The sequence below is a fragment of the Streptomyces sp. NRRL B-24085 genome (genome assembly GCF_001282115.1).
GTDB lineage: Bacteria > Actinomycetota > Actinomycetes > Streptomycetales > Streptomycetaceae > Streptomyces.
Genome location: NZ_LJBR01000003.1, coordinates 1 through 20,757, shown reverse-complemented (window position 1 = coordinate 20,757; position 20,757 = coordinate 1). Strand labels below are relative to the sequence as shown.

Sequence of the window (20,757 nt, the reverse complement as noted above, 5' to 3'; positions counted from 1 at the left end):
AAAGCGGACGAACAGCAGGTCAGGACGGGCTCGGCGTCCAGCCTGCCAGCCAGTCGGCGACCTCCTGGCCGGCGGCCTGCGCGTCGGTGAGCTGCGGCCGGTCGGACGAGGCCGCGCCCGAGCCCGAACCGGTGTTCCGGTACTCCGCGAACCGGTCGCCCTTCCAGGAGAAGCCGCTCATGTCGGTCCACGGCGTGGACTTGATCGCCGCGCTCAGCGAGGTGTTGCGGACCGTCGTCTGCGGGTCGAGGCTCGCGTCGCCGCCCGCGTGCCAGGGACGGCCCAGGTAGAAGCTCGCGGACGAGACGTCCCCGTTCACCGTCGAGTTGGCGATGAGGATGCCCTTGCGGTTCGCGGCGGTGCTGGGCGCGGTGACGTACCCGGCCGAGGTGCCGTTCCAGCGCTTCTTCAGTGTGATGACGGACTTGTCGATCACGGCGGTGGCCCGGCCGAAGATGAAGTCGACGTTGCCGACGACGTAGGAGTTCGTCATGTAGACGCGGCCGAGCCTGTCCTTGGCCGCGGTGTCCACCAGCAGCGTGTCCTGGTCGCCGGTGACGACGACCCCGTCGAGGAACACCTTGTCGGCGGCGGTGCGCAGGGCGACGGCCTGGCCCGCGATGTCCTGGTGGGCCGCCTCGTCGAAGTCGTTGGAGACCGTCAGGTTGCGGGCCTGGAAGTCGTCGGCCTCGACGGCGACGGTGGCGCTGCCGCCGGTGCCGTAGGTGCCGGACCCGTCGGGCCTGGGCGTGCCGGACGCGTTGTTGTAGACGATCACCGTGTCGCTGCGGCTGGAGCCGGTGCCCTGGATGGTCACGTGCGGCTTGTCGGACGGCACCTTGACCAGCTCGCGGTACGTGCCCGGCTTGACCTGTACGACCACTCGCGAGGCGTTGTTCGCCGGTACGGCGTTCACCGCGGCCTGCACCGTCGAGTACTGCCCGCTGCCGTCCTTGGCGACGGTGAGCGTCGTGACGGCCGCGGCCCTGGTGGCGGCGGACGCGGGGGTCTGGACACCGGGGAGCATGCCGTGGGCCATGACTCCCGAGGCGCTCAGCGCCAGCGGGAGACCGGCCGCCAGGGCCGTCCTCCTCCTGCGGTGGCGGGCCTTGCTGCGTGTCTCACTCATCTGCGGCGACCTTCCGTGCGGGGGATGGACCGCAGTGCAGTCGCCGCTCCCGCACGGAAGGTTGCCGCCCGGACCGGCCTACTGCGCGGGCGTCTCCGGCGGTGGAGTGGGCGCCCCCGGCAGCCGTACGGTCGCGACGGTGCCGCCGCCCTCGGCGTGCCCGAGGGTGACCTCGCCGCCGGCCTGCTGGACCGTGCGGGCCACGATGGACAGGCCGAGGCCGGAGCCGGGCAGGGCACGGGCGCCGGGGGAGCGCCAGAAGCGGTCGAAGACGTACGGGAGTTCCTCGGCGGGGATGCCGGGGCCGTGGTCCCGGACGGTCAGGACGCCCCCGGTGAGCCGCACCTCGACCGTGCCGCCCTCGGGGCTGAACTTCACGGCGTTGTCCAGGATGTTGACCACGGCACGCTCCAGGGCGGCCGGTTCCGCGCGGGTGTACCAGGGCTCCAGGGCGGCGTCGATGGTCAGTTCCGGTCCGCGCAGCCGTGCCCGGCGCAGGGCGGCCTCGACGGTGTCCTCCAGTGAGACGACCTGCACGCGTTCGCCGCGCTGACCTTCCGAGCGGGACAGTTCCTGCAGATCGCCTATCAGGGCGGCCAGTTCGGTCATCTGCGCCTTCACCGAGGCCAGCAGTGCCTTGCGGTCGGCCTCGGGGAGGGGGCGGCCGGTCTCCTCGCTGCGGGTGAGGAGCTCGATGTTGGTGCGCAGGGAGGTGAGCGGGGTGCGCAGCTCGTGGCCCGCGTCGGCGATGAGCTGCTGCTGGAGTTCGTGGGAGCTGGCGAGGGAGCTCGTCATCGAGTTGAAGGACCGGGACAGCCGGGCGACCTCGTCCTCGGCGTCCTCGTCGACGGGAATGCGGATGCTCAGATCCTCGGTCCTGGCCACGTGTTCCACGGCCTCGGTGAGCTTGTCGACGGGGCGGAGGCCGGCCCGCGCCACGAAGAGACCTGCGGCGCCGGCACCGAGTACTCCCACGCCGGAGACGAGGAGGAGGATGAGGGCGAGTTCGTTGAGGGTGGACTGGGTGGTCTTCAGGGGTACGGCGACGGTGAGCGCGGCCTGGGTGTAGAGCCGGGGCGGCGAGCCCGGGCCCTGGCTGACGTACAGGGGGGTCGTCAGCACACGTACCGACTTGCCGTCCGAGTCGGTGCCGTTGCGGAAGATGCCTTCCTTGCTGAGCGCGTTCTTGACCACGTTCTGGTCGGCATCGGTGGTCCTGACCCTGCCCAGCGAGTTCGACGAGACGCATGCCTTGCCGTCCGCCTGCACCAACTGGAGGTAGAGCTCGGCCCGGGTGCGGACATCCCCGTAGGTCTCCACCGGTGCCTGGGGACACTCGGTGAGGGTGGCCACGACCGCCTGGGCCTGCTGGGCCTGCGCCGCGTTCTGCAGATCCTCGTCGAGCTGGTCGTACAGCTTCCCCTGCACGATGAACCAGCACGTCACCGACACCGCCGCCACCGCGAACGCCACCGCCGCCGCCACCAGCAGGGCCAGGCGGGACCGGATCGGCAGGGAGCGGTACCGGCGCAGGAGCCTGTTCACTCCGCGCCGCCCTGCCGCAGCACGTACCCCACGCCCCGCACGGTGTGCACGAGCCGCGGCTCGCCGCCCGCCTCCGTCTTGCGGCGCAGGTACATGACGTAGACGTCCAGCGAGTTGGAGGAGGGCTCGAAGTCGAAGCCCCAGACCGCCTTCAGGATCTGCTCACGGGTGAGGACCTGGCGCGGGTGCGCCATGAACATCTCCAGCAGGGTGAACTCCGTGCGGGTCAGCTCCACCGGCCGCCCCGCCCGGGTGACCTCACGCGTCGCGAGGTCCATCCGCAGGTCGGCGAAGGTGAGCGCCTCGTCGTCCGCGGCGGAGGCCGCCCCGGCCGCCGCCGCGTAGGAGGACCGCCGTAGCAGCGCCCGCACCCGGGCGAACAGTTCGTCCAGTTCGAACGGCTTGACCAGGTAGTCGTCGGCGCCCGCGTCGAGCCCGGTGACCCGGTCGCCGACCGTGTCGCGGGCCGTCAGCATCAGGATGGGGGTCGTGTCGCCGGCGCCGCGGATGCGCCGGGCGGCCGTGAGCCCGTCCATGCGGGGCATCTGGATGTCGAGGACGACCAGGTCGGGCCGGTACGCGGTCGCCTTGTCGAGGGCGTCCGCGCCGTCCACGGCGACCTCGGTGTCGTAGCCCTCGAAGGCGAGGCTGCGCTGGAGTGCTTCGCGCACCGCGGGCTCGTCGTCGACGATCAGGATGCGCTGGGGGTCACGGTCGCCTTCGGCGGGGCTCATGGTTCGGGATTCCTCGGGTGCGGTGGGGAGAACGGGACTGAAGTCGGTGAACGCTTTCAGCCTCGCACGGTTCCCCGTCGGCGCTGAAGGACGTGCTCCCGCAAGGTCAGCCGCGTACCGGGCGGCGGCGGGCGCGGGCGGCGGTCGTCCCACGGCGGGCCGTCCCCGTGACCGCCACCTCGGGCGCGCGGGGCGCCGGGGCGTGCAGTGCGTACGCCACCTCGAGGGCCAGGGCGAACCCGGCCGGGTCGGTGCCGGCCACCGTGTGCGAAACCTGCTGGATCATGACGTGCTCCTCGCGGGGGTCGGGTGGGTCAGCTGTCGGAGCCGCCGGCCCGCAGCGTGGCCAGGTCGGACTTGACGGTGTTGATCGGGATGGAGAAGCCGAGGCCCGCGCTGCCGGCCGTGGACGAGTCCGAACTGGCGGAGTACATCGCGGAGTTGATGCCGATGATGTTGCCGTTCATGTCGATGAGCGCGCCGCCGGAGTTGCCCGGGTTGAGGGACGCGTCCGTCTGGATCGCCTTGTACGTCGTCGTGGACGAGCCGGTGTCGCCGTTGAACTGCTGGCCGCCGAACTCGAACGGCCACTGTCCGTTGCCGCCCTGGTTCTGGCTCTGGCCCTCGTCGGTGGCGACGGTCACGTCCCGGTTGAGGGCGGAGACGATGCCGCTGGTCACGGTGCCGGTCAGGCCCTCGGGGGAGCCGATGGCCACGACCTCGTCGCCGACCTGGACGCCGTCGGAGTCGCCGAGGGTGGCCGGGGTCAGCCCGGAGGCGTTCTCCAGCTTGATGAGGGCGAGGTCCTTCTTGCTGTCGGTGCCGACGACCTTCGCGGTGTAGGTCTTGCCGTCGCTGGTGCTCACCTTGATGGTGGCGGCGCCGGAGATGACGTGGTTGTTGGTGATGATCTCGCCGTCGCTGGTGATGATCACGCCGGATCCGGTGGACTCCCCGGCGTTCGAGGTGGCGTTGATCTCGACGATGCTCGGGCTGACCGCCTTGGCGACCCCGGCGACCGTGCCCTTGGCGGAGGACGGCACCACGTTGGTGCTGGTGCTGCTGGAGGCGACCGTGTCGTTGCCGGTCAGCTCCTGGATGCCGTAGGCGGTGCCGCCCCCTATGGCCGCGGCGACGATCGCGACGGCGGCGAGGAGGGCGAGGGGGCCGCGGGTGCGCCGCTTGGGAGCGGGCGCTCCGGGCTCGGCGGGGGCCGCGGTGAGGAGAGCGGTTCCGCCGCCGTTGCCGTCACCGCCGTACGAGCCGGCACCCTCGGCGGCGAAGGCGGCGGCCTGCGGGGACGCTACGGGCTGCGGGGGCGCCGCGGGCGGCTGGGCCGGCGGGGGCGGCCACTCGGGGTTCACGGGCGACGAAGCGTGCTGCTGGGCGCCCTGGTAGGGGTTCTCGTACTGCTCGTACTCGCCGTCGCGGCGGAAGCTCTCGGTCATGGCAAAAAGCTTGTCCCGCGACCATGAGAGCTTCCTGAGTGCTCGCTGAGAAGCCCGGCAGAACCTCGTATGCCCGATATAAAGCCGCCGCTGGCCTTCGGTCAGGCCCTCTCAGACGGTCTTCAGGAAACTCACTCGCAGCCGCAGGAGCGGCGCACGACCAGCTTCGACGGGAACACCTTCAGCCGCTCCCGGCGGGAGCCTGCGACCCGCAGCCCGTCGTCCAGCACCAGGTCCACGGCGGCCCGGGCCATCGCCGAACGGTCCGAGGCGATGGTCGTCATCGGCGGGTCCGCGAGCGCGGCTTCCTTGATGTCGTCGAACCCGATGACCGCCAGTTCGCCCGGCACGTCGATGCGCAGCTCGCGCGCGGCCCGCAGCAGGCCGATCGCCTGGTCGTCGGTGGAGCAGAAGATGGCCGGCGGGCGCCGCGGCCCGGCGAGGATCTCCAGCGCCACCTTGTACGCGTCGTAGCGGTTGTACGGCGCCTCGAACAGCCGCCCCTCGGTCGGGAGCCCGGCCTCGTCCATGGCCTGCCGCCAGCCCTCCACGTGGTCGGAGACCGGGTCGCCGACGGAGGGGGTGTCGGCCGTGCCGCCCATGCAGGCGACGTAGGGGTAGCCGTGGCCCAGCAGGTGCTCGACGGCGGTCTTGGCGCCGGAGAGGTCGTCGAGGACGACGGCGACGTCGTCGATCGCCTCGGGCCGCTCGTGCAGCAGGACGACCCGGGCGTCCCAGGCCTCGATCTCGGCGGCCGCGTTGTCGTTCAGCGCGTGCGAGACCAGGATCAGCCCGGAGACCCGCATGCCGAGGAACGCCCGCAGGTAGTGGACCTCGCGCTCGCCGATGTAGTCGGAGTTCCCGACCAGCACCATCTTGCCGCGCTCGGACGCGGCCTGTTCGACCGCGTGCGCCATCTCCGCGAAGAACGGCTGGCGCGCGTCCGGCACGATCAGTCCTATGAGATCGGTGCGCCGCGACGCCATCGCCTGGGCGACCCGGTCGGGCCGGTACCCCAGCTCCTTGATCGCGGCGAGGACACGCTCGCGCGTGGCCGGGGCGACCGGCCGGGGTCCGTTGTTGATGACATAGCTGACCACCGCGGTGGACGTCCCCGCGAGTCTCGCCACGTCATCCCTGGTTACCTTGGCCACGCGCGGAGTCTACGCGGATGGACCCGCTCTGGGCAGGGCGTGAAGGAGGTCCCTGTACCCCCGTCGCGGGGGGTGCGGGGACGCGCCGGTGCCGGAGCCATGCCCATGCGCGGGACCCGCTAAGCCTCTACGTCCTCAAGGGCGGCGGTCTCGTCCGCATCCTCCGTCTTTGCCCGGTCCGCCTTGGCCTTCGCCTCGTCGGTGACCCGCTCGCCCTTCTCGGGCGTAACGAATCGATAACCGACGTTCCGGACGGTGCCGATCAGCGACTCGTGCTCGGGGCCGAGCTTCGCGCGCAGCCGCCGTACGTGCACGTCGACCGTCCGGGTGCCGCCGAAGTAGTCGTAGCCCCACACCTCCTGGAGCAACTGCGCGCGCGTGAAGACGCGGCCCGGGTGCTGGGCGAGGTACTTGAGGAGCTCGAACTCCTTGAAGGTGAGGTCGAGGACCCGGCCCTTGAGCTTCGCGGAGTAGGTCGCCTCGTCGACCGACAGGTCGCCGTTGCGGATCTCCATGGGGGAGTCGTCGTTGACGATCTGCTGGCGGCCCATGGCCAGCCGCAGCCGCGCCTCGACCTCGGCCGGGCCCGCGGTGTCGAGGAGGACGTCGTCGATGCCCCAGTCGGCGGTGACGGCGGCGAGGCCGCCCTCGGTCACGACGAGGATGAGCGGACAGCCGGGCCCGGTCGAGCGCAGCAGCTGGCACAGGCTGCGGACCTGGGGCAGGTCACGGCGGCCGTCGATGAGGATGACGTCGGCACCGGGGGTGTCGACGAGGGCGGGGCCCTCCGCGGGCGCCACGCGCACGTTGTGCAGGAGCAGGCCGAGGGCCGGGAGCACCTCCGTCGACGGCTGGAGGGCGTTGGTCAGGAGCAGCAGAGAACTCATACGTCTGGTTCCTCCTCGGTCCCGCGAGGGTCATGGCCTTCGTATACAGGGGTATCCGAAAGCACAAAAGGACCCGGGGGCTGCGTTGCCCGAGTCCTGTTCCGACGAGAATAGCCCACATGAGCATTGATCCGGCAGGTCGTGTGGTGCGTTCCACCGGGAGTCCGCACTCTGAGACACGCAGACACGCACCTATACGGACGTTTCTGCACACCGACGACGGTGTGACGATCGATTCCGTATACGATCCGCCCTCCTCCGTATACGACCCGTCCCGGCCACCCGCGCGTGACCTGGCGTTCGTGATCGCGCACGGATTCACCGGCGACGTGGACCGCCCGCATGTTCGCCGGGTGGTGCGGGCGCTGACGCGGTACGCGGGCGTGGTCACCTTCTCCTTCCGCGGCCACGGAGCCTCCGGCGGCCGCTCGACGGTCGGCGACCGCGAGGTGCTGGACCTGGCCGCCGCGGTGGCGTGGGCCCGCGAACTCGGCCACGCACGCGTGGCGACCGTCGGCTTCTCCATGGGCGGCTCGGTGGTGCTGCGGCACGCGGCGCTGTACCGGCGGGAGGCCGGCGGCCGCACGGACGCGCACACGGACACGGTGGTCTCGGTCAGCTCGCCGGCCCGCTGGTACTACCGGGGCACGGCCCCCATGCGCAGGCTCCACTGGCTGGTCACCCGCCCCGCGGGCCGCGCGGTGGGCCGCTGGGGCTTCCGCACCCGCATCCACCACCGCGAGTGGAACCCGGTCCCCCTCTCCCCGGTCGAGGCGGTCCCGAGGATCGCCCCCACCCCGCTGCTCATCGTCCACGGCGACCGCGACGGCTACTTCCCCCTGGACCACCCGCGGATGCTCGCGGAGGCCGCCGGCGACCACGCCGAGCTGTGGATCGAGCCCATGGGCCACGCCGAGCACGCGGTCGGCGACGAGCTCCTCGACCGGATCGGGGACTGGGCTGTCACAGCGGGCGGCTAGCCTGGCCCCGTACACCACCGAACGATTGAGGAAGCGGATGCCAAAGGTCACGGTGCGCTACTGGGCCGCCGCGAAGGCCGCGGCCGGGATCGCCGAGGAGCCGTTCGACGCGGCCACGCTCGCCGAGGCGCTGGACGCGGCGCGCGAGCGACACCCCGGCGAGCTCGTGCGGGTCCTGCGGCGATGCTCGTTCCTCGTCGACGGTGACCCCGTGGGCACCCGCGGACATGAGACGGTACGGCTGGCCGACGGCGGCACGGTCGAGGTGCTCCCGCCGTTCGCAGGAGGGTGACGATGACGAACCAGCCGTACGAGGGCTACGACCAGTACCCGCAGCAGGGCTGGCCGGCCCACGCCCAGCAGGGGTACGAGGACCCGCAGGCCGCCCAGCAGTACACCCAGCAGTGGCAGGGCCAGACCTGGGAGACCCAGGTCCAGGCGCCGGTCGCGGGTGCCGCGGAGACGTCGTACCTGCCCCAGCAGACGTACGACGCGGAGTCCCAGGGGTACGACCCGGGCGGGCAGGGACCGGCCGCTCCGGGACAGGGTCCGGCCGCCTACGGCTCGGCGCCCTACGGTCACGCGGCCGGGGCTCCCGGACCGGGCGCTTACGGTCCCGCGCCGGCCACGCCCCCCGGACCCGGCGAGCCAGCCCCGGCCGTGGGCCCCACCTCCTCCGAGTACGGCCCCGCCACCCTCGCCGGCAACGCGCGCGTGACCGACGCCCAGCGCGCCCGGCTGGAGGGCCGGTCCCCGGTCATCGAGCCCGGCATGCAGCCCGCCGCGCTCACCGCGCTGCTCGGCCTGCTGCTCTCCGGTGCGGCGGCCGTCGGGTCGTACGCCCTCCTCGTGCCCCTCGTCCTCCTCCAGGCCGTCACCGCGGCCGGCTGGTTCCGGCTGAACGGCATGTGGCCCGCCCGCCAGGGCATCGCGCTGGCCTTCCTCGGCGCGCTGGTGGCGGACGCGGCCCTGCTGACGGCCGGCCGGGAGCACGGCCCCGCGGCGATCCTCGGCACCCTCGGCGTCTGGGTCCTGCTCAGCCTGGTGCTCCAGCTCCGCTCGCACGCCGACCCCGACGAGCGGATGTACGGTCTGATGGCGACCGTCGCCTCGGCGGCCCTGGCGATCGTCGCCACCGGCCACCTCGCGGCCGACCCGGACGCGGTGACGGTCGGCGCGGCCGCGGTGGCCGTGGCGGTCCTGGCCCGCGCGCTGCCCCTGCCGACCCCGGCCTCCGTGGTCGTCGCGCTGCTCGCCGCCGCGGGCGCGGGCATCGCCGTCGGCGGGATGACGGGCCTCGGCGCGAAGGGTGCCCTGCTCGGCGCGGGCGCCGCGGTGTGCGCACTGATCGGCCACCGGGTCGCGAGCTACGACTACCCGTCCCGCTTCGTGCACTTCACGGCAGGCGTGGCCCTGCCCCTGGCCGCGGCGGCCCCGGCCGTGTACATCCTGGGCCGCGCGGTCGGCTAGGCCGCGGGGGGAGTCCCGGTCCACAGGCAGAAGGGGTGCCCGGACGGGTCGTGGAGCACCCGCACGTCGTCCTGCGGCTGGTGCTCGGCCGGCCGTGCCCCCTCCGCCACCGCCCGCGCGGTCTCGGCCTCCAGGTCGTCCACCTCGATGTCCAGGTGCAGCATCATCTGCTGGTCGCCGGGCTTGCGCGTGGGCCACACGGGCGGGACGTACTCGGGTTCGGTCTGGAAGGCGAGGGACGTGCCCGTGGTGCCGGGCGGCGGGCCGATGAGCACCCAGTGGGGCTCCTCGGCGCGCACCACGTACCCGAGCAGGCGCTGGTAGAAGGCGGCCAGTTCGTGGGCGTCGTGGGCGTCGAGCACGACGGTGGACAGCCTCGCGGAAGACGACATGCCCGCCTTCCTACTGCCGGCGCTTCTTCCCGTCCAGCTCGTCCCACCACTCGTCGGACTTGGGGTCGCCGGAGGGGTCGTCCCACCAGCGGTCGTCGGGGCCGCGCCGGTTGGCGACCATCGCGGCGAGCGGCGGGATCACCATGGCGACCACGCACATCCCCACGGCCACCGGCACCGACCAGAGCCGCACGACTCCCCACGCCAGGACGAACAGGCCGATGCACGTGCCCATCATGGCGAAGTAGACATGCCGTCGTCGCGCCAACATGGTTCCAGCGTAGGCCCGGACAGGCCGAAGGGCCGTACCCCAGGGGTACGGCCCTTCGGCCTGTTGACCTGCCTCAGACGGCGATCGCGACCTCGGCGAGCCCGCCCTGCTGGGCGACGACCGTGCGGTCGGCGGTGCCGCCGGGAACCAGGGCGCGGACGGTCCAGGTGCCCTCGGCCGCGTAGAAGCGGAACTGGCCCGTCGCGGAGGTCGGGACCTCCGCCGTGAACTCGCCGGTCGAGTCCAGGAGGCGGACGTAGCCCACCACAGGCTCGCCGTCACGCGTCACCTGGCCCTGGATCGTGGTCTCACCGGGCTTGATCGTCGAGGCGTCCGGGCCGCCGGCCTTCGCTCCGCACATGTCTTTCTCCAAAGAGGGGTCTGACCGGAAGGAAGGCCGGTCGGGTTGGACGGGGTCTCTTACTTGTTGGCGCCGAGCTCGATCGGAACGCCGACCAGGGAGCCGTACTCGGTCCAGGAGCCGTCGTAGTTCTTGACGTTCTCGACACCGAGCAGCTCGTGCAGCACGAACCAGGTCAGGGCCGAGCGCTCACCGATGCGGCAGTACGCGATGGTGTCCTTGGCGAGGTCGACCTGCTCCTCGGCGTAGAGCTCCTTGAGCTCCTCGTCCGACTTGAAGGTGCCGTCGTCGTTGGCGTTCTTCGACCACGGGATGTTGCGCGCGGACGGGACGTGGCCGGGACGCTGCGACTGCTCCTGCGGCAGGTGGGCCGGGGCGAGCAGCTTGCCGGAGAACTCGTCGGGGGAGCGCACGTCGACCAGGTTCTGCGAGCCGATCGCGGCGACGACGTCGTCGCGGAAGGCGCGGATCGAGGTGTCCTGGGGCTTGGCCTTGTAGTCGGTCGTGGGGCGCTCGGGCACCTCCTCGACGAGCTCGCGGGCGTCCAGCTCCCACTTCTTGCGGCCGCCGTCGAGCAGCTTGACGTTCTCGTGGCCGTACAGCTTGAAGTACCAGTAGGCGTAGGACGCGAACCAGTTGTTGTTGCCGCCGTAGAGGATCACCAGGGTGTCGTTGGCGATGCCCTTCGCCGAGAGGAGCTTCTCGAAGCCCTCCTGGTCGACGAAGTCGCGGCGGACCGGGTCCTGCAGGTCCTTGGTCCAGTCGATCCGAATGGCATTGCGGATGTGGTTCTTCTCGTAGGCGGACGTGTCTTCGTCCACCTCCACGATCGCGATGTTCGGGTTGTCGAGGTTGGCCTCGACCCAGTCGGCGTCGACCAGGACGTCGCTGCGGCTCATGCTCTTTCTCCTCCGGGGCAGTTGCGGCGGGGCGTGCGGAAGGGTGCGCGGGGCGCACGGATGCCCTGGGACGCCAGGGCAAGGAGATGCGGAGGCCGGTGCCGTCCGCTCAGAAGGGGCGACAGAGCATGGCGGCGACGCGGCACAGGTCTACTGCCCGCCGCTTCGTGAGATCCGCCTGTCGCTTCATAGTGGTCGATCGTAGGGACGGACATACCGGCATGTCACCGGTGTGTCGCATGCTGAGATGCGATCGTCCGGGATGTGGGACCAGAAAGCCGCCCGGGCCGCGCTCCCACGGTTCCCGGGCGGCTGTAGCCGTCATCACATCTACGGTACGGACGTCACCGTCTCGCCTGTCGGACGAGCGGGGTCCGGCCCGAGGCTCGTCCTACCCGGCGAGCTTGACGTCCGAACCCTTCACCGCGATCTCCACACCGTTCGCACCCGCTTCGACCTTGTCGAGCTTGATGCCGCCGGGCAGACCCTCGACCTTCTGGTCGAAGTCGGCGACCGAACGGAAGTCGGAATCGGCGAGGGTGATGTTCCCGAAACTCGGGATCGAGTCGGCGTGCACCCGCACGGTGTCGCCGTCGACGACGCTGACGGTGCTGAGCACGGAGACGGGCTTCTCCAGGGCGCTGAACTTGATGTCGACCTTGATCTTGCCGTTCCCGCCGTCGGAGAGGCCGACGACCTTGGCGGTGACGCCCAGCGGGAGCCGGGCCTCCTGCGACCCGGCCGCCTTCAGCAGCTGGTCGTAGGCGATGGTCGCCGAGCCGGCGGCGGTGGAGGCGGTGGCGGAGCTGTAGTCGCCGGAGAACGCGACGCCCTTCATGGCGGCGTTCAGGTCGTCGATGCGGATCGTGCCGCCGCTGGTCCCGGTGTCCGCGGCGTAGTCCTTCATCCCGACCTCGACGTCGTCGAGCTCACCGCCGGCCACCTGGGTCAGGAACGGGAACCCCTTGATGTCCACGCTCGGCGTCGTGGTCAGCCCCTCCTGAGTCTTCAGCCGGTCCGCGACCTCGCCCTCCGCGAAGTGGACCGCCAGACGGTCGGCGGCGACGAACAGCCCGCCGAGAATCACGGCGGTGATCAGAAGTATTCGCAGGGCGCGCATGCGGTGGATTCCCCCAGAGCGGCGGTGGTGTCGACGGACGGGTGGCCGTCGAGCGTGAGACTAACCGCGCCGGGTAAGGCGTTCCTTGCATTGTCGACCAGTTGTGACAGGCCGCGGGCCCGCACAGTCCGCTCAGCTCGCTCAGTAGACGAGCGCCTGCGTGCCGTCGGCGAGCGCCTCCTGCACGAACACCTGCGCGCCCGCGATCCGTACGCCCTCGATGACGTCCTTCTCCGTGATGTCCCGGCGGGCCGCGCACTGGGTGCACAGGGTGACCCGCCCGCCCGCGAGCAGCGCCTCGATCAGCTCGGGCAGCGGGGCCGCGTGAGGCAGCTCGAACTCCGCGGCCCGCCCCGGCAGCGCGAACCACGCCGACTCCCCGGTCAGCCACAGCGAGACGTCCACCCCACTGGCCACGGCCACCGCCGCCACGGTGAACGCCTGCGAACAGCGCTCGGGTGCGTCGGCCCCGGCGGTCACCTTGATCACGAGCTTCTTCGCCATGCGGGCAGCGTAGTGCGACGGCGGCGGGACCGCCGCGACGATCACCGCCGGCGGCAGCAGACGCCTCGGCCGGCGTGTCCGGATCGTGACCGGCCCCGCCGCAACCCGAGGCGCTGACCAGCGGTCTCCTGTGCGGCGCGCACGCGGAGTGCGCGGCACACGCCCTGGGGAGACGTACGTGAGGGACCCGAAGAGACAGGTGGTCGCCGCCGCGGCCGTACTCGGTGTCGTCGCCGGGACATGCGCCGGCTACCTGGTCCAGGCGGCCCGGGAGCCGAAGCTGCCCCTGCTCGTCCAGCCGGACCTCCCGCGGGCCCGTGGCCCGCAGCCGGAGCCGCTCAGCGCCGAGCAGGACCGCAAGGTCAGGAACGACGGGGATCTTCGGGAGCTGCTGCTGACGAAGCCGAGCGGGGCGACCACGCCGGACTGGGTGGCGCCCCAGGGCTGGATGTACCTGGAGGACTACGCGGCCACGTGGGAGCACCCCGAGGCCGGCGCGACCTACCTCGAAGAGCAGGAGTTCCTCCGGGCAGCGGTCACCGGCTGGGACACGGGCGACCACGAGGTGGAGATCTGCCTCGTCCAGTTCGGCCAGAAGGAGGTTCCGGCGGCGCCCGAGGACGACAGCGAGAGCACCCGCTTCTGGGCGCAGGAGGATTTGGACGTCGAGAGCCGGCCGATCCCCGGCACCGGCGGGGGCAGGGCGTACGTCCACCCGGAGCCGTCCGCCGAGTCCGCCGTCGCCCCCGGTCTCAGTGCGGAGGCGCACGCGTCGCGCGGCGACCTCTCCCTGCACATCTGGGTCTACGGCGCCGACCCGGTCCCCATGGGGACGATCATGGACCTGGCCCAACAGCAGATGGAGCGGCTGTGAAGAGGACGAGGGCCGTGTCCGCCCTGCGCTGGATCGCCGTCGTGGCCGTCTTCGCGGTGGGAGGGACCGCCACCGCGTACGGCATCACCCGCCTGGACCGGGAGGACGTGCCCGGCCTCGCGGCGCCGACGGAGCGCCTGTGGGAGTACCCGCGCCTGAGCGCTGCGCCGCTGCCCTCCGACAGTCCCGCCCCGTTCGCCGACGAGGACGACCCGGGTGCCCATCACGCGGATCTGCGGGCCCTGGTGCTGCCCGCGCCGAAGGGTGCGGTGGAGGACCGGGCACTGCGCGGCTCCGAGGGGTGGCTGGCGACCGACGACTTCCTGGCGGAGTACGCCGAGCCGGACCGGGCCGCGCTCCGGCAGACGCTCGTCGACACCGGTCTGCGGCATGTGGCCGCACGCGGCTGGACCACCGAGGACGGCACGCACACCCGTGTCTACCTGCTCCGCTTCGGCACGGCCGCGGTCGCGGACGACCTGTTCCACCAACAGCTGGCACGCCAGGGCGCGCCGGGCCACCGGGTGCGCGGCGCCGAACGGGCCGTCCACGACGCGGACTTCCCCGACGCATCCGGCATCGCCGAGATCCGTCGCTCCGTGTACGACGAGACCCGGCCGTACGGCGCCGAGCACGTCCGGCAGGCCTACCTGTCCGCCGGGGATGTGGTGGCCGTGGTGCTCCTGTCCCGCGAGGGGACCGTGGACACCGTGCCGTTCGTGCAGACCCTGGCCTTGCAGACGCAGCTCCTCGCCTGAGTGGTTGCGCCGGCATGCCGTTCCGGACGTGTCCGGATCGTGATCAACCTTTCGTACAACTCTGGGTGTTGGCCATGGGTCTCCTGTGGAGCGCGCATATGGAATGCGCGCTTCATGTCCTGTGGGGGACGCGTTGGAAGTACCCGAAGAGAGACCCGAAGAGAGATCCGGCGGGCGCCGCCGGGGCCGTACGACTCTGTTGATCGCTGGCGCGGCCGTACTCGGCGTCGTCGCCGGAAGCTGCGTCGGCTACGTGATCCAGGCGGACCGCGAGCCGACGAAGCTGCCCTCGCTGTCCCAGCCGGTGCTGGCACAGGCGAAGGGCCCGGGTCCCGAACCCCTGTCGGCCGCGCAGGACCGGCGGGTGAAGACCGAGGGCGATCTGCGCAAGCTGCTGCTGACGAAGCCCACGGGGACCAAGGAGGCCGACTGGATCGGTGACGGCTGGCTGGACATCGCCGCGTACGCGAACGAATTCACCGATCCCGGTGAGAAGTTCACCGACCTCGTCGGCGACGAGTTCCGCAGGTCCGCCGTGGTCGGCTGGGAGGTCGGCAGCTCGTACAACGTGGAGATACGGCTGGTCCAGTACCGCCAGGAGGACTCCATGGCCGCCCTCGACTCCAGTCTCATCCACCAGGGTTGGGCCGAGGAGGAGACCGCCACCGACAGCTGGTCGATCCCCGGGACCGGCGACGGCATGGCCTACGTGCACACCCGGCCGGACATTGAGCCGGGCTATCTGCCCCAGTACACGGCCGAGGCGCACGCATGGCGCGGGGACGTGTCGATGGAGGTCTGGATCTACGGGACCAAGTCGATCACCAAGAAGATGATCATGGACCTTGCTGAGCGGCAGATGGAGCGGCTGTGACCGTGGACGAGACACCGGGAACGGACCCGCGGACCGCACCGGAGCAGGGCAAGACGCCGGAGACCGCACCGGAGCAGGGGAGTACGCCGGAGACCGCACCGGAGCAGGAGAAGACGCCGGAGACCGCACCGCCGCCCGTCGCCGAGGCCCCCGTGCCGGCCGGCGCCCCGGTCCGCGGGCCTGCACGGCGCGGCCGCGTCGCCGCTGTCGCCGGTTCGGTCCTGCTGGTCGCGGCGCTGGTGACCGGGGTGGGCGGCACGGTGGTGACCGTGCGGGGAGCCGACCGTGACGCCGGGGCCCCGACCTGGAAGTTCCCCGCGGCCAAGGTCGAGGAGAAGGCGGCGGTGACCCAGCGGGGGCTCGCCGGCATGCTCGTCCCGTACGGCACCGACGGCTGGGTCCGGGGCCCCGACCTGGCCCAGTTCGGGGCCGACGCGCAGCTCAGCGGCGCCCGCGCCACGGCCCTGCGCAAGGAGGCACTGCGAGGCCTGCCCCGCAGCCAGCGCAAGCAGTTGGAGCGGCAGATCGACCGGCAGCGCATCTCCGGCATGGCCATGCGCAGCTACTACAGCGGGAAGACCTCCGCCGCCTCCACGAACGACGGCATCTACTCGGTCAGCGTCGTGCTCGCCCAGATGGCGAACCGGGCGGCGGTCCGCAACAGCTCCAGGGCCCAGAACGACTTCCTCGCGGCCCTGGACGTCTTCGAGGACGGACCGAAGATCAAGGGCCACGAGGACGCCCGCTGTTTCCGGCTGTCCGCGGACGACGACGAGGACCTCGACATGATGCTCTGCTCCGCCTACGTGGGAGACGTCCTGGTCTCCGTCACGGCGTACGGCGCCCACCCACTCGACAGCAAGGGGGTCGCGATGCTCGTCCGTACCCAGCTCGACCGCATCGCGGAGCCCGGGGAGGCGGTGTGACCGAGCAGCAGCAGGCCGCCGCCGCACCCCCGCAGCCCGCCGTGCCCCCGCAGTCCGCCGTACCTCCGCAGCCCGACGTGCCGCCGCAGCACGCACCGGCACCGGCCGGCGTGAAGAAGGACCGCCGGGTGCTGCGCGCCGTACTGCGCTGGACCGCGGCCGCCGTGGTCCTCGCGACGGCCGGCACGGCGACGGCGTACGGGATCTCCGGGATGGAGCGCACGGACGTACCGGGGCTGTCCACCCTGTCCGACGGGCGCTGGGACTATCCCCGGCTCACGAAGCCGCCGCTGCCGTCCGGCAGCCCCGGCCCCTTCGCCGCGGGCAACGCGGCCGAGGCCCACTACGCCGACCTGCGCGCCCTCCTCCTGCCCGCGCCCGAGGGGGCCGAGGAGAACACGGCGTTGCGGGGCTCGGACGGCTGGCTGGCGACGAAGGACTTCCTGGCGGAGTTCGAGCTGAAGGAGCACCGGGAGCATCTCGGACAGAGGCTGGTCGACACCGGCCTGCGCCACATCGCGGCCCGCGGCTGGACCATGCCGGACGGCACCCGGACCAGGATCTACCTGCTCCAGTTCGGTACGGCGAACGTCGTGGAGTCCAAGCTGGCGAGCGAGGTCCAGGCGTACACCAGCCCGACCTACCAGGTGCGCGGTGCCGCCGAGGCCGTCTACGACGAGGACTTCCCGGCCGCGGCCGCCGTGTCCGGGATCACCCGCACCGCCTTCGAGGAGCCGAAGCCGTACGGCAGCGAGCAGGTCCGTGAGGGCTATCTCGCGGCGGGGGACGTCTTCGCGGTGATCCTCCAGTCCCGCAAGGGCTCGGCGCCGGCGGTCCCCTTCCAGCAGACGGTGACCCTCCAGGCCCAGCTCCTGGGCTGAACCCCGTACGGGAGCCTCGCCCCGCCCGCCGCCTCACGGCCGCGTAAGCTGGGGCCCGGCCCGTGTACATGCACCGCACTCCGCTCATCCGAGGAGCACCCCGTGGAGATCTTCTTCGAAGCCCTGCTGGTCCTGGTCTGCGTCGGCGTCCTCGCCTTCGCCTACCTGACCGTGAAGAAGCTGTACCAGGGCCAGCGCTGACCCCCCTCTAGGAACCGCCACTCATGATCGAGATCCCGTCCGACCTCCACAAGGACCTCGTCCCGCTCGCCTTCCTGCTCGGCAACTGGGCCGGCGCGGGCGTGCACGACTTCCCGGGCTCGGAGAAGTGCAACTTCGGCCAGGAAGTGACCTTCAGCCACGACGGCCGGGACTTCCTGGAGTACGCGTCCCGGACCTGGGTCCTGGACAATGACGGCAACAAGGTCCGCCCGCTGGAGACCGAGCACGGCTTCTGGCGCATCGACTCCGACCGCAAGGTCGAGGTGACGATGGTCCGCGACGACGGCGTCGTGGAGATCTGGTACGGCGAGATGGCCGACCAGAAGCCGCAGATCGACCTGGTGACCGACGCCGTCGCGCGCACGGCCGCCTCGGGGCCCTACAGCGGTGGCAAGCGGCTCTACGGCTACGTCAAGAGCGACCTCATGTGGGTCGGCGAGAAGCAGACCCCCGAGGTCGAGCTGCGGCCCTACATGTCGGCCCACCTGAAGAAGGTCGTCACCCCGGAAGAGGTCGAGCGCTGGGCCAAGGCCCTCCCCGACGATATGCCGGACGACGGGATCGCCTTCTTCAAGTAGGTCCCGCACCGGGAGGTCCTAGACTTTCCGGTGTGGTGAGCACCGACTGGAAGAGCGACCTCAGGCAGCGCGGCTACCGGCTGACGCCGCAGCGCCAGCTTGTCCTCGAAGCCGTGGACACCCTGGAGCACGCGACCCCCGACGCCATCCTCACGGAAGTGAAGAAGACGGCGTCGGGGGTCAACATTTCCACGGTCTACCGGACCCTGGAGCTCCTGGAGGAGCTCGGGCTGGTCAGCCACGCCCACCTCGGGCACGGGGCGCCGACGTACCACCTCGCCGACCGCCACCACCACATCCACCTGGTCTGCCGCGACTGCGAGAACGTCATCGAGGCGGACATCGAGGTGGCCGCCGACTTCACCGCGAAGCTCCGGCAGGAGTTCGGCTTCGAGACCGACATGAAGCACTTCGCGATCTTCGGCCGCTGCAAGGACTGTTCTCTCAAGGCTTCAACTACCGAGTCGTAGGCTTAGTCATATGAAGAGCCCTCTGCTGTCCCTGCCCGGCGCCGTCCCCGCCGAGGGCGTGGACGAAGGCGTCGCCGCGCACTACGGCGACCTGTTCCGCGAGCAGCGCGCCCTCGCCGACGGCACCGGATTCGTCGACCTCTCGCACCGCGGGGTCGTGTCCGTCTCCGGCGAGGACCGCCTCAGCTGGCTGCACCTGCTGCTCACCCAGCACGTCAGCGACCTGCCCACGGGCCAGGCCACCGAGGCGCTGATCCTCTCCGCGCACGGGCACATCGAGCACGCGCTGTACCTCGTCGACGACGGCACGACCGTCTGGGCCCACGTCGAACCCGGCACCCAGGGCGCGCTGATCGCGTACCTGGAGTCGATGAAGTTCTTCTACCGGGTCGAGGTCGCCGACCGCACGGACGAGTTCGCGGTCGTCCACCTGCCCGCCGGTTCCATCGCCGAGGTGCCGGAGGGGGTCGTCGTACGCGAGACGCCGTACGGCCGTGATCTGTTCCTGCCCCGCGCGGACCTGGAGTCGTACGCCGAGAAGTCCGGTCCCGCGGCCGGCCTGCTCGCCTACGAGGCGCTGCGCGTCGAGCACCACCGTCCCCGCCTCGGCTTCGAGACCGACCACCGCACCATCCCGCACGAGCTGGGCTGGATCGGTACGGCCGTCCATCTCCAGAAGGGCTGCTACCGAGGCCAGGAGACCGTCGCCCGCGTCCAGAACCTGGGCAAGCCGCCGCGGCGCCTGGTCTTCCTGCACCTGGACGGCAGCGAGGTCCATCTGCCGCCCGCCGGCGCCGACATCCGGCTCGCGGACGAGGGCGCCGAGGGCCGCAAGATCGGTTTCGTGACGACGTCCGTACGCCACCACGAGCTCGGACCGGTCGCGCTCGCCCTGGTCAAACGGAACGTCCCGGTGGACGCCCGGCTCGTCGCCGACACGACGGCCGCTGCCCAGGAAGTGGTCGTGGAGCCCTGAGCTTCACATCTCCAGCAGGACCGTGAACGGGCCGTCGTTCGTCAGGGAGACCCGCATCCGGGCGCCGAAACGGCCCGTGGCCACCGTCGCGCCCAGCGCGCGGAGCTGGGCGACGACCTCCTCGACGAGGGGCTCGGCGACCTCGCCGGGGGCGGCGGCGTTCCAGGTGGGGCGGCGGCCCTTGCGGGCGTCGCCGTACAGCGTGAACTGGCTGATCACCAGCAGCGGGGCGTCGATGTCGCTGCACGACTTCTCGTCGTGCAGCATCCGCACCGACCAGAGTTTGCGGGCGAGTTGGGCCGCCTTCTCCTTGGTGTCCTCGTGGGTGACCCCGACGAGGACGCACAGTCCCTCGCCGCTGATCTCCCCGACCGTCTCCCCGTCGACGACGACGCTCGCGCCGTCCACCCTCTGCACCACTGCACGCATGTGCCCATCATGCCGGTCACCGGGTGAGCGGCGGTGTTCGGGTTTGTTTTTGATCCTTAACCCCCCATCTGGGGCCGTTGGGGGCCGTTCGGGGGCACTCGGTCACATAGCGGCCACTTGGGGTGGCACGATGCTTCCACACGCCGGTCGAGGGGACGGTAGAGGCGCATGAGCACACCGAGTACCGGGCAGCACTCCGGGCCCGTCCGCGTTGCCCACAGGTCGGAACCGGAGCCGCTCCGGCCGCCCGCGCAGCGTTCGGACAGCCCCCTGCTGCCCCCCGATCCACCCGAGCAGGACCTCGCCACGCTGAGCCTGCCCGAACTGCGCGCCCTGCGCAGGGACGCCCAGCGGGACGAGGCCGACCTCAGCTATGTCCGACGGCTGCTCCAGGGCCGTATCGACATCCTCCGCGCGGAGCTGCTGCGCAGGTCACCGACGCGCTCGGTGCTCGAACGGCTCCCGGAGGCATCCGTGGTCGAGCGGCTCCCGGAGATCCTCACCGACGCCCCGGCCCGCCACCGTTCCTCGGCCCGCCACGTCCGGCTGGGCACCCCGCACAGCGAGGAGTACCGGCTGCTGGCCGCCGAGATGCTCGCCGAGGTCGAGCTCTCGGACCTCTCCGCCCGCACCGATCTGGAACTGACCACCGCGATGGCCCGGCTCGTGCGCTACGAGCAGCAGGTCTCGGGCCGCCGACAGCGGCTCCAGCGCACGGCGGACGAGTGCAGCGGGGAGATCGCCCGGCGGTACCGGGAGGGTGAGGCGCAGGTGGAGGACCTGCTGACCTGAGGGACCGCACGGCCGCCCGGGGTGCGTGGGGTTGGGGGGCTTGGGGTGCTTGGGGTGCGGGAAAAAGTGCGCGACACCTCCAC

Annotated in this window: 25 protein-coding genes and 1 pseudogene; 12 read left to right on the top strand and 14 right to left on the bottom strand. The window is 71.5% G+C overall.

The window, feature by feature from the left end:
- Positions 1-19: 19 nt before the first annotated feature.
- The 7 genes and pseudogenes from AOJ26_RS00320 to AOJ26_RS00290 all read right to left on the bottom strand — a co-directional run.
- A pseudogene (locus AOJ26_RS00320) lies at positions 20-997 on the bottom strand (pectinesterase family protein); the annotation flags it as partial.
- 210 nt (positions 998-1,207) lie between these two features.
- A complete protein-coding gene (locus AOJ26_RS00315) occupies positions 1,208-2,674 on the bottom strand; it encodes a sensor histidine kinase (protein WP_053846088.1) in 1,467 nt (488 codons plus the stop codon).
- Positions 2,671-3,408 (bottom strand): response regulator transcription factor, encoded by a 738-nt coding sequence (locus AOJ26_RS00310; RefSeq protein ID WP_053846087.1) that lies wholly within the window; start codon positions 3,406-3,408, stop codon positions 2,671-2,673. Before AOJ26_RS00310 ends, AOJ26_RS00315 begins: the two co-directional genes overlap by 4 nt.
- 106 nt (positions 3,409-3,514) lie before the next feature.
- On the bottom strand, positions 3,515-3,694 hold the full coding sequence (locus AOJ26_RS00305; protein WP_053846086.1) for a hypothetical protein: 180 nt from the start codon (positions 3,692-3,694) through the stop codon (positions 3,515-3,517).
- Between the two features lie 28 nt (positions 3,695-3,722).
- Positions 3,723-4,856, bottom strand: a complete 1,134-nt coding sequence (locus tag AOJ26_RS00300) for a S1C family serine protease (RefSeq protein ID WP_053846085.1) — start codon at positions 4,854-4,856, stop codon at positions 3,723-3,725.
- Between the two features lie 131 nt (positions 4,857-4,987).
- Positions 4,988-6,010 (bottom strand): LacI family DNA-binding transcriptional regulator, encoded by a 1,023-nt coding sequence (locus AOJ26_RS00295; protein WP_078959670.1) that lies wholly within the window; start codon positions 6,008-6,010, stop codon positions 4,988-4,990.
- A gap of 119 nt (positions 6,011-6,129) precedes the next feature.
- A complete protein-coding gene (locus AOJ26_RS00290; protein ID WP_053846083.1) occupies positions 6,130-6,897 on the bottom strand; it encodes a winged helix-turn-helix transcriptional regulator in 768 nt (255 codons plus the stop codon).
- Positions 6,898-7,016: 119 nt separating this feature from the next.
- Here AOJ26_RS00290 and AOJ26_RS00285 point away from each other — a divergent pair, with 119 nt between their 5' ends.
- From AOJ26_RS00285 to AOJ26_RS00275, 3 genes are read left to right on the top strand one after another with little or no spacing between them, the layout of a single operon-like run.
- The gene (locus AOJ26_RS00285) at positions 7,017-7,877 is read left to right on the top strand and encodes an alpha/beta hydrolase (protein ID WP_078959669.1); all 861 of its coding nucleotides are present in this window, start codon (positions 7,017-7,019) and stop codon (positions 7,875-7,877) included.
- Between the two features lie 37 nt (positions 7,878-7,914).
- Positions 7,915-8,169, top strand: a complete 255-nt coding sequence (locus tag AOJ26_RS00280; RefSeq protein ID WP_007382997.1) for a MoaD/ThiS family protein — start codon at positions 7,915-7,917, stop codon at positions 8,167-8,169.
- Between the two features lie 2 nt (positions 8,170-8,171).
- Positions 8,172-9,347: a hypothetical protein gene (locus AOJ26_RS00275; protein WP_053846081.1), complete on the top strand. Its 1,176-nt coding sequence runs from the start codon at positions 8,172-8,174 to the stop codon at positions 9,345-9,347.
- Here the strand turns inward: AOJ26_RS00275 and AOJ26_RS00270 are convergent.
- The 6 genes from AOJ26_RS00270 to AOJ26_RS00245 form a co-directional block, all read right to left on the bottom strand.
- Entirely contained in the window at positions 9,344-9,739 is a 396-nt protein-coding gene (locus AOJ26_RS00270; protein WP_053846080.1) for a VOC family protein, read from the bottom strand. The two genes, AOJ26_RS00275 and AOJ26_RS00270, sit on opposite strands and share 4 nt — an antisense overlap.
- A 10-nt stretch (positions 9,740-9,749) precedes the next feature.
- Positions 9,750-10,010, bottom strand: a complete 261-nt coding sequence (locus AOJ26_RS00265; RefSeq protein ID WP_020140201.1) for a DUF3099 domain-containing protein — start codon at positions 10,008-10,010, stop codon at positions 9,750-9,752.
- Positions 10,011-10,083: 73 nt separating this feature from the next.
- Entirely contained in the window at positions 10,084-10,371 is a 288-nt protein-coding gene (locus AOJ26_RS00260) for a DUF1416 domain-containing protein (RefSeq protein WP_007382995.1), read from the bottom strand.
- Positions 10,372-10,430: 59 nt separating this feature from the next.
- On the bottom strand, positions 10,431-11,270 hold the full coding sequence (locus AOJ26_RS00255; protein ID WP_053846079.1) for a sulfurtransferase: 840 nt from the start codon (positions 11,268-11,270) through the stop codon (positions 10,431-10,433).
- A 391-nt stretch (positions 11,271-11,661) separates the two neighbouring features.
- Positions 11,662-12,390, bottom strand: a complete 729-nt coding sequence (locus AOJ26_RS00250) for a DUF2993 domain-containing protein (protein WP_053846078.1) — start codon at positions 12,388-12,390, stop codon at positions 11,662-11,664.
- A 141-nt stretch (positions 12,391-12,531) separates the two neighbouring features.
- Positions 12,532-12,894, bottom strand: coding sequence for a DsrE family protein (locus tag AOJ26_RS00245; RefSeq protein WP_020140198.1), 363 nt, complete (start codon positions 12,892-12,894; stop codon positions 12,532-12,534).
- 178 nt (positions 12,895-13,072) lie between these two features.
- Between AOJ26_RS00245 and AOJ26_RS00240 the strand changes: the two genes are divergently transcribed.
- From AOJ26_RS00240 to AOJ26_RS00205, 8 genes are all read left to right on the top strand, one after another.
- Complete coding sequence (locus AOJ26_RS00240; protein ID WP_063790208.1) at positions 13,073-13,768, top strand: hypothetical protein; 696 nt, start codon at positions 13,073-13,075, stop codon at positions 13,766-13,768.
- Positions 13,765-14,526 carry a hypothetical protein gene (locus AOJ26_RS00235; protein ID WP_053846076.1) on the top strand — a complete coding sequence of 254 codons (762 nt, stop codon included), beginning with the start codon at positions 13,765-13,767 and terminating at the stop codon, positions 14,524-14,526. Before AOJ26_RS00240 ends, AOJ26_RS00235 begins: the two co-directional genes overlap by 4 nt.
- Positions 14,527-14,725: 199 nt before the next feature.
- Positions 14,726-15,400 carry a hypothetical protein gene (locus tag AOJ26_RS00230; RefSeq protein WP_078959667.1) on the top strand — a complete coding sequence of 225 codons (675 nt, stop codon included), beginning with the start codon at positions 14,726-14,728 and terminating at the stop codon, positions 15,398-15,400.
- Between the two features lie 2 nt (positions 15,401-15,402).
- Positions 15,403-16,326: a hypothetical protein gene (locus tag AOJ26_RS00225; RefSeq protein ID WP_234358386.1), complete on the top strand. Its 924-nt coding sequence runs from the start codon at positions 15,403-15,405 to the stop codon at positions 16,324-16,326.
- On the top strand, positions 16,323-17,207 hold the full coding sequence (locus AOJ26_RS00220) for a hypothetical protein (protein WP_053846075.1): 885 nt from the start codon (positions 16,323-16,325) through the stop codon (positions 17,205-17,207). Before AOJ26_RS00225 ends, AOJ26_RS00220 begins: the two co-directional genes overlap by 4 nt.
- 224 nt (positions 17,208-17,431) lie before the next feature.
- On the top strand, positions 17,432-18,007 hold the full coding sequence (locus AOJ26_RS00215) for an FABP family protein (RefSeq protein ID WP_053846074.1): 576 nt from the start codon (positions 17,432-17,434) through the stop codon (positions 18,005-18,007).
- A 32-nt stretch (positions 18,008-18,039) separates the two neighbouring features.
- Positions 18,040-18,477: a Fur family transcriptional regulator gene (locus AOJ26_RS00210; protein WP_053846073.1), complete on the top strand. Its 438-nt coding sequence runs from the start codon at positions 18,040-18,042 to the stop codon at positions 18,475-18,477.
- Positions 18,478-18,487: 10 nt separating this feature from the next.
- Positions 18,488-19,453 (top strand): YgfZ/GcvT domain-containing protein, encoded by a 966-nt coding sequence (locus AOJ26_RS00205; protein ID WP_053846072.1) that lies wholly within the window; start codon positions 18,488-18,490, stop codon positions 19,451-19,453.
- A 3-nt stretch (positions 19,454-19,456) separates the two neighbouring features.
- Here AOJ26_RS00205 and dtd read toward each other — a convergent pair whose 3' ends face one another.
- Positions 19,457-19,882, bottom strand: coding sequence for a D-aminoacyl-tRNA deacylase (dtd, locus tag AOJ26_RS00200; RefSeq protein ID WP_053846071.1), 426 nt, complete (start codon positions 19,880-19,882; stop codon positions 19,457-19,459).
- A gap of 168 nt (positions 19,883-20,050) precedes the next feature.
- Here dtd and AOJ26_RS00195 point away from each other — a divergent pair, with 168 nt between their 5' ends.
- Positions 20,051-20,674 carry a hypothetical protein gene (locus AOJ26_RS00195; RefSeq protein WP_053846070.1) on the top strand — a complete coding sequence of 208 codons (624 nt, stop codon included), beginning with the start codon at positions 20,051-20,053 and terminating at the stop codon, positions 20,672-20,674.
- Positions 20,675-20,757 lie beyond the last annotated feature (83 nt).

What these genes read in the sequence shown, in the direction of transcription:
- AOJ26_RS00310 (WP_053846087.1), bottom strand. Translation starts at nt 3,408, where the DNA reads ATGAGCCCCGCCGAAGGCGACCGTGACCCCCAGCGCATCCTGATCGTC.
- AOJ26_RS00305 (WP_053846086.1), bottom strand. Translation starts at nt 3,694, where the DNA reads ATGATCCAGCAGGTTTCGCACACGGTGGCCGGCACCGACCCGGCCGGG.
- AOJ26_RS00300 (WP_053846085.1), bottom strand. Translation starts at nt 4,856, where the DNA reads ATGACCGAGAGCTTCCGCCGCGACGGCGAGTACGAGCAGTACGAGAAC.
- AOJ26_RS00290 (WP_053846083.1), bottom strand. Translation starts at nt 6,897, where the DNA reads ATGAGTTCTCTGCTGCTCCTGACCAACGCCCTCCAGCCGTCGACGGAG.
- AOJ26_RS00285 (WP_078959669.1), top strand. Translation starts at nt 7,017, where the DNA reads ATGAGCATTGATCCGGCAGGTCGTGTGGTGCGTTCCACCGGGAGTCCG.
- AOJ26_RS00280 (WP_007382997.1), top strand. Translation starts at nt 7,915, where the DNA reads ATGCCAAAGGTCACGGTGCGCTACTGGGCCGCCGCGAAGGCCGCGGCC.
- AOJ26_RS00275 (WP_053846081.1), top strand. Translation starts at nt 8,172, where the DNA reads ATGACGAACCAGCCGTACGAGGGCTACGACCAGTACCCGCAGCAGGGC.
- AOJ26_RS00270 (WP_053846080.1), bottom strand. Translation starts at nt 9,739, where the DNA reads ATGTCGTCTTCCGCGAGGCTGTCCACCGTCGTGCTCGACGCCCACGAC.
- AOJ26_RS00265 (WP_020140201.1), bottom strand. Translation starts at nt 10,010, where the DNA reads ATGTTGGCGCGACGACGGCATGTCTACTTCGCCATGATGGGCACGTGC.
- AOJ26_RS00260 (WP_007382995.1), bottom strand. Translation starts at nt 10,371, where the DNA reads ATGTGCGGAGCGAAGGCCGGCGGCCCGGACGCCTCGACGATCAAGCCC.
- AOJ26_RS00255 (WP_053846079.1), bottom strand. Translation starts at nt 11,270, where the DNA reads ATGAGCCGCAGCGACGTCCTGGTCGACGCCGACTGGGTCGAGGCCAAC.
- AOJ26_RS00250 (WP_053846078.1), bottom strand. Translation starts at nt 12,390, where the DNA reads ATGCGCGCCCTGCGAATACTTCTGATCACCGCCGTGATTCTCGGCGGG.
- AOJ26_RS00245 (WP_020140198.1), bottom strand. Translation starts at nt 12,894, where the DNA reads ATGGCGAAGAAGCTCGTGATCAAGGTGACCGCCGGGGCCGACGCACCC.
- AOJ26_RS00215 (WP_053846074.1), top strand. Translation starts at nt 17,432, where the DNA reads ATGATCGAGATCCCGTCCGACCTCCACAAGGACCTCGTCCCGCTCGCC.
- AOJ26_RS00205 (WP_053846072.1), top strand. Translation starts at nt 18,488, where the DNA reads ATGAAGAGCCCTCTGCTGTCCCTGCCCGGCGCCGTCCCCGCCGAGGGC.
- dtd (WP_053846071.1), bottom strand. Translation starts at nt 19,882, where the DNA reads ATGCGTGCAGTGGTGCAGAGGGTGGACGGCGCGAGCGTCGTCGTCGAC.
- AOJ26_RS00195 (WP_053846070.1), top strand. Translation starts at nt 20,051, where the DNA reads ATGAGCACACCGAGTACCGGGCAGCACTCCGGGCCCGTCCGCGTTGCC.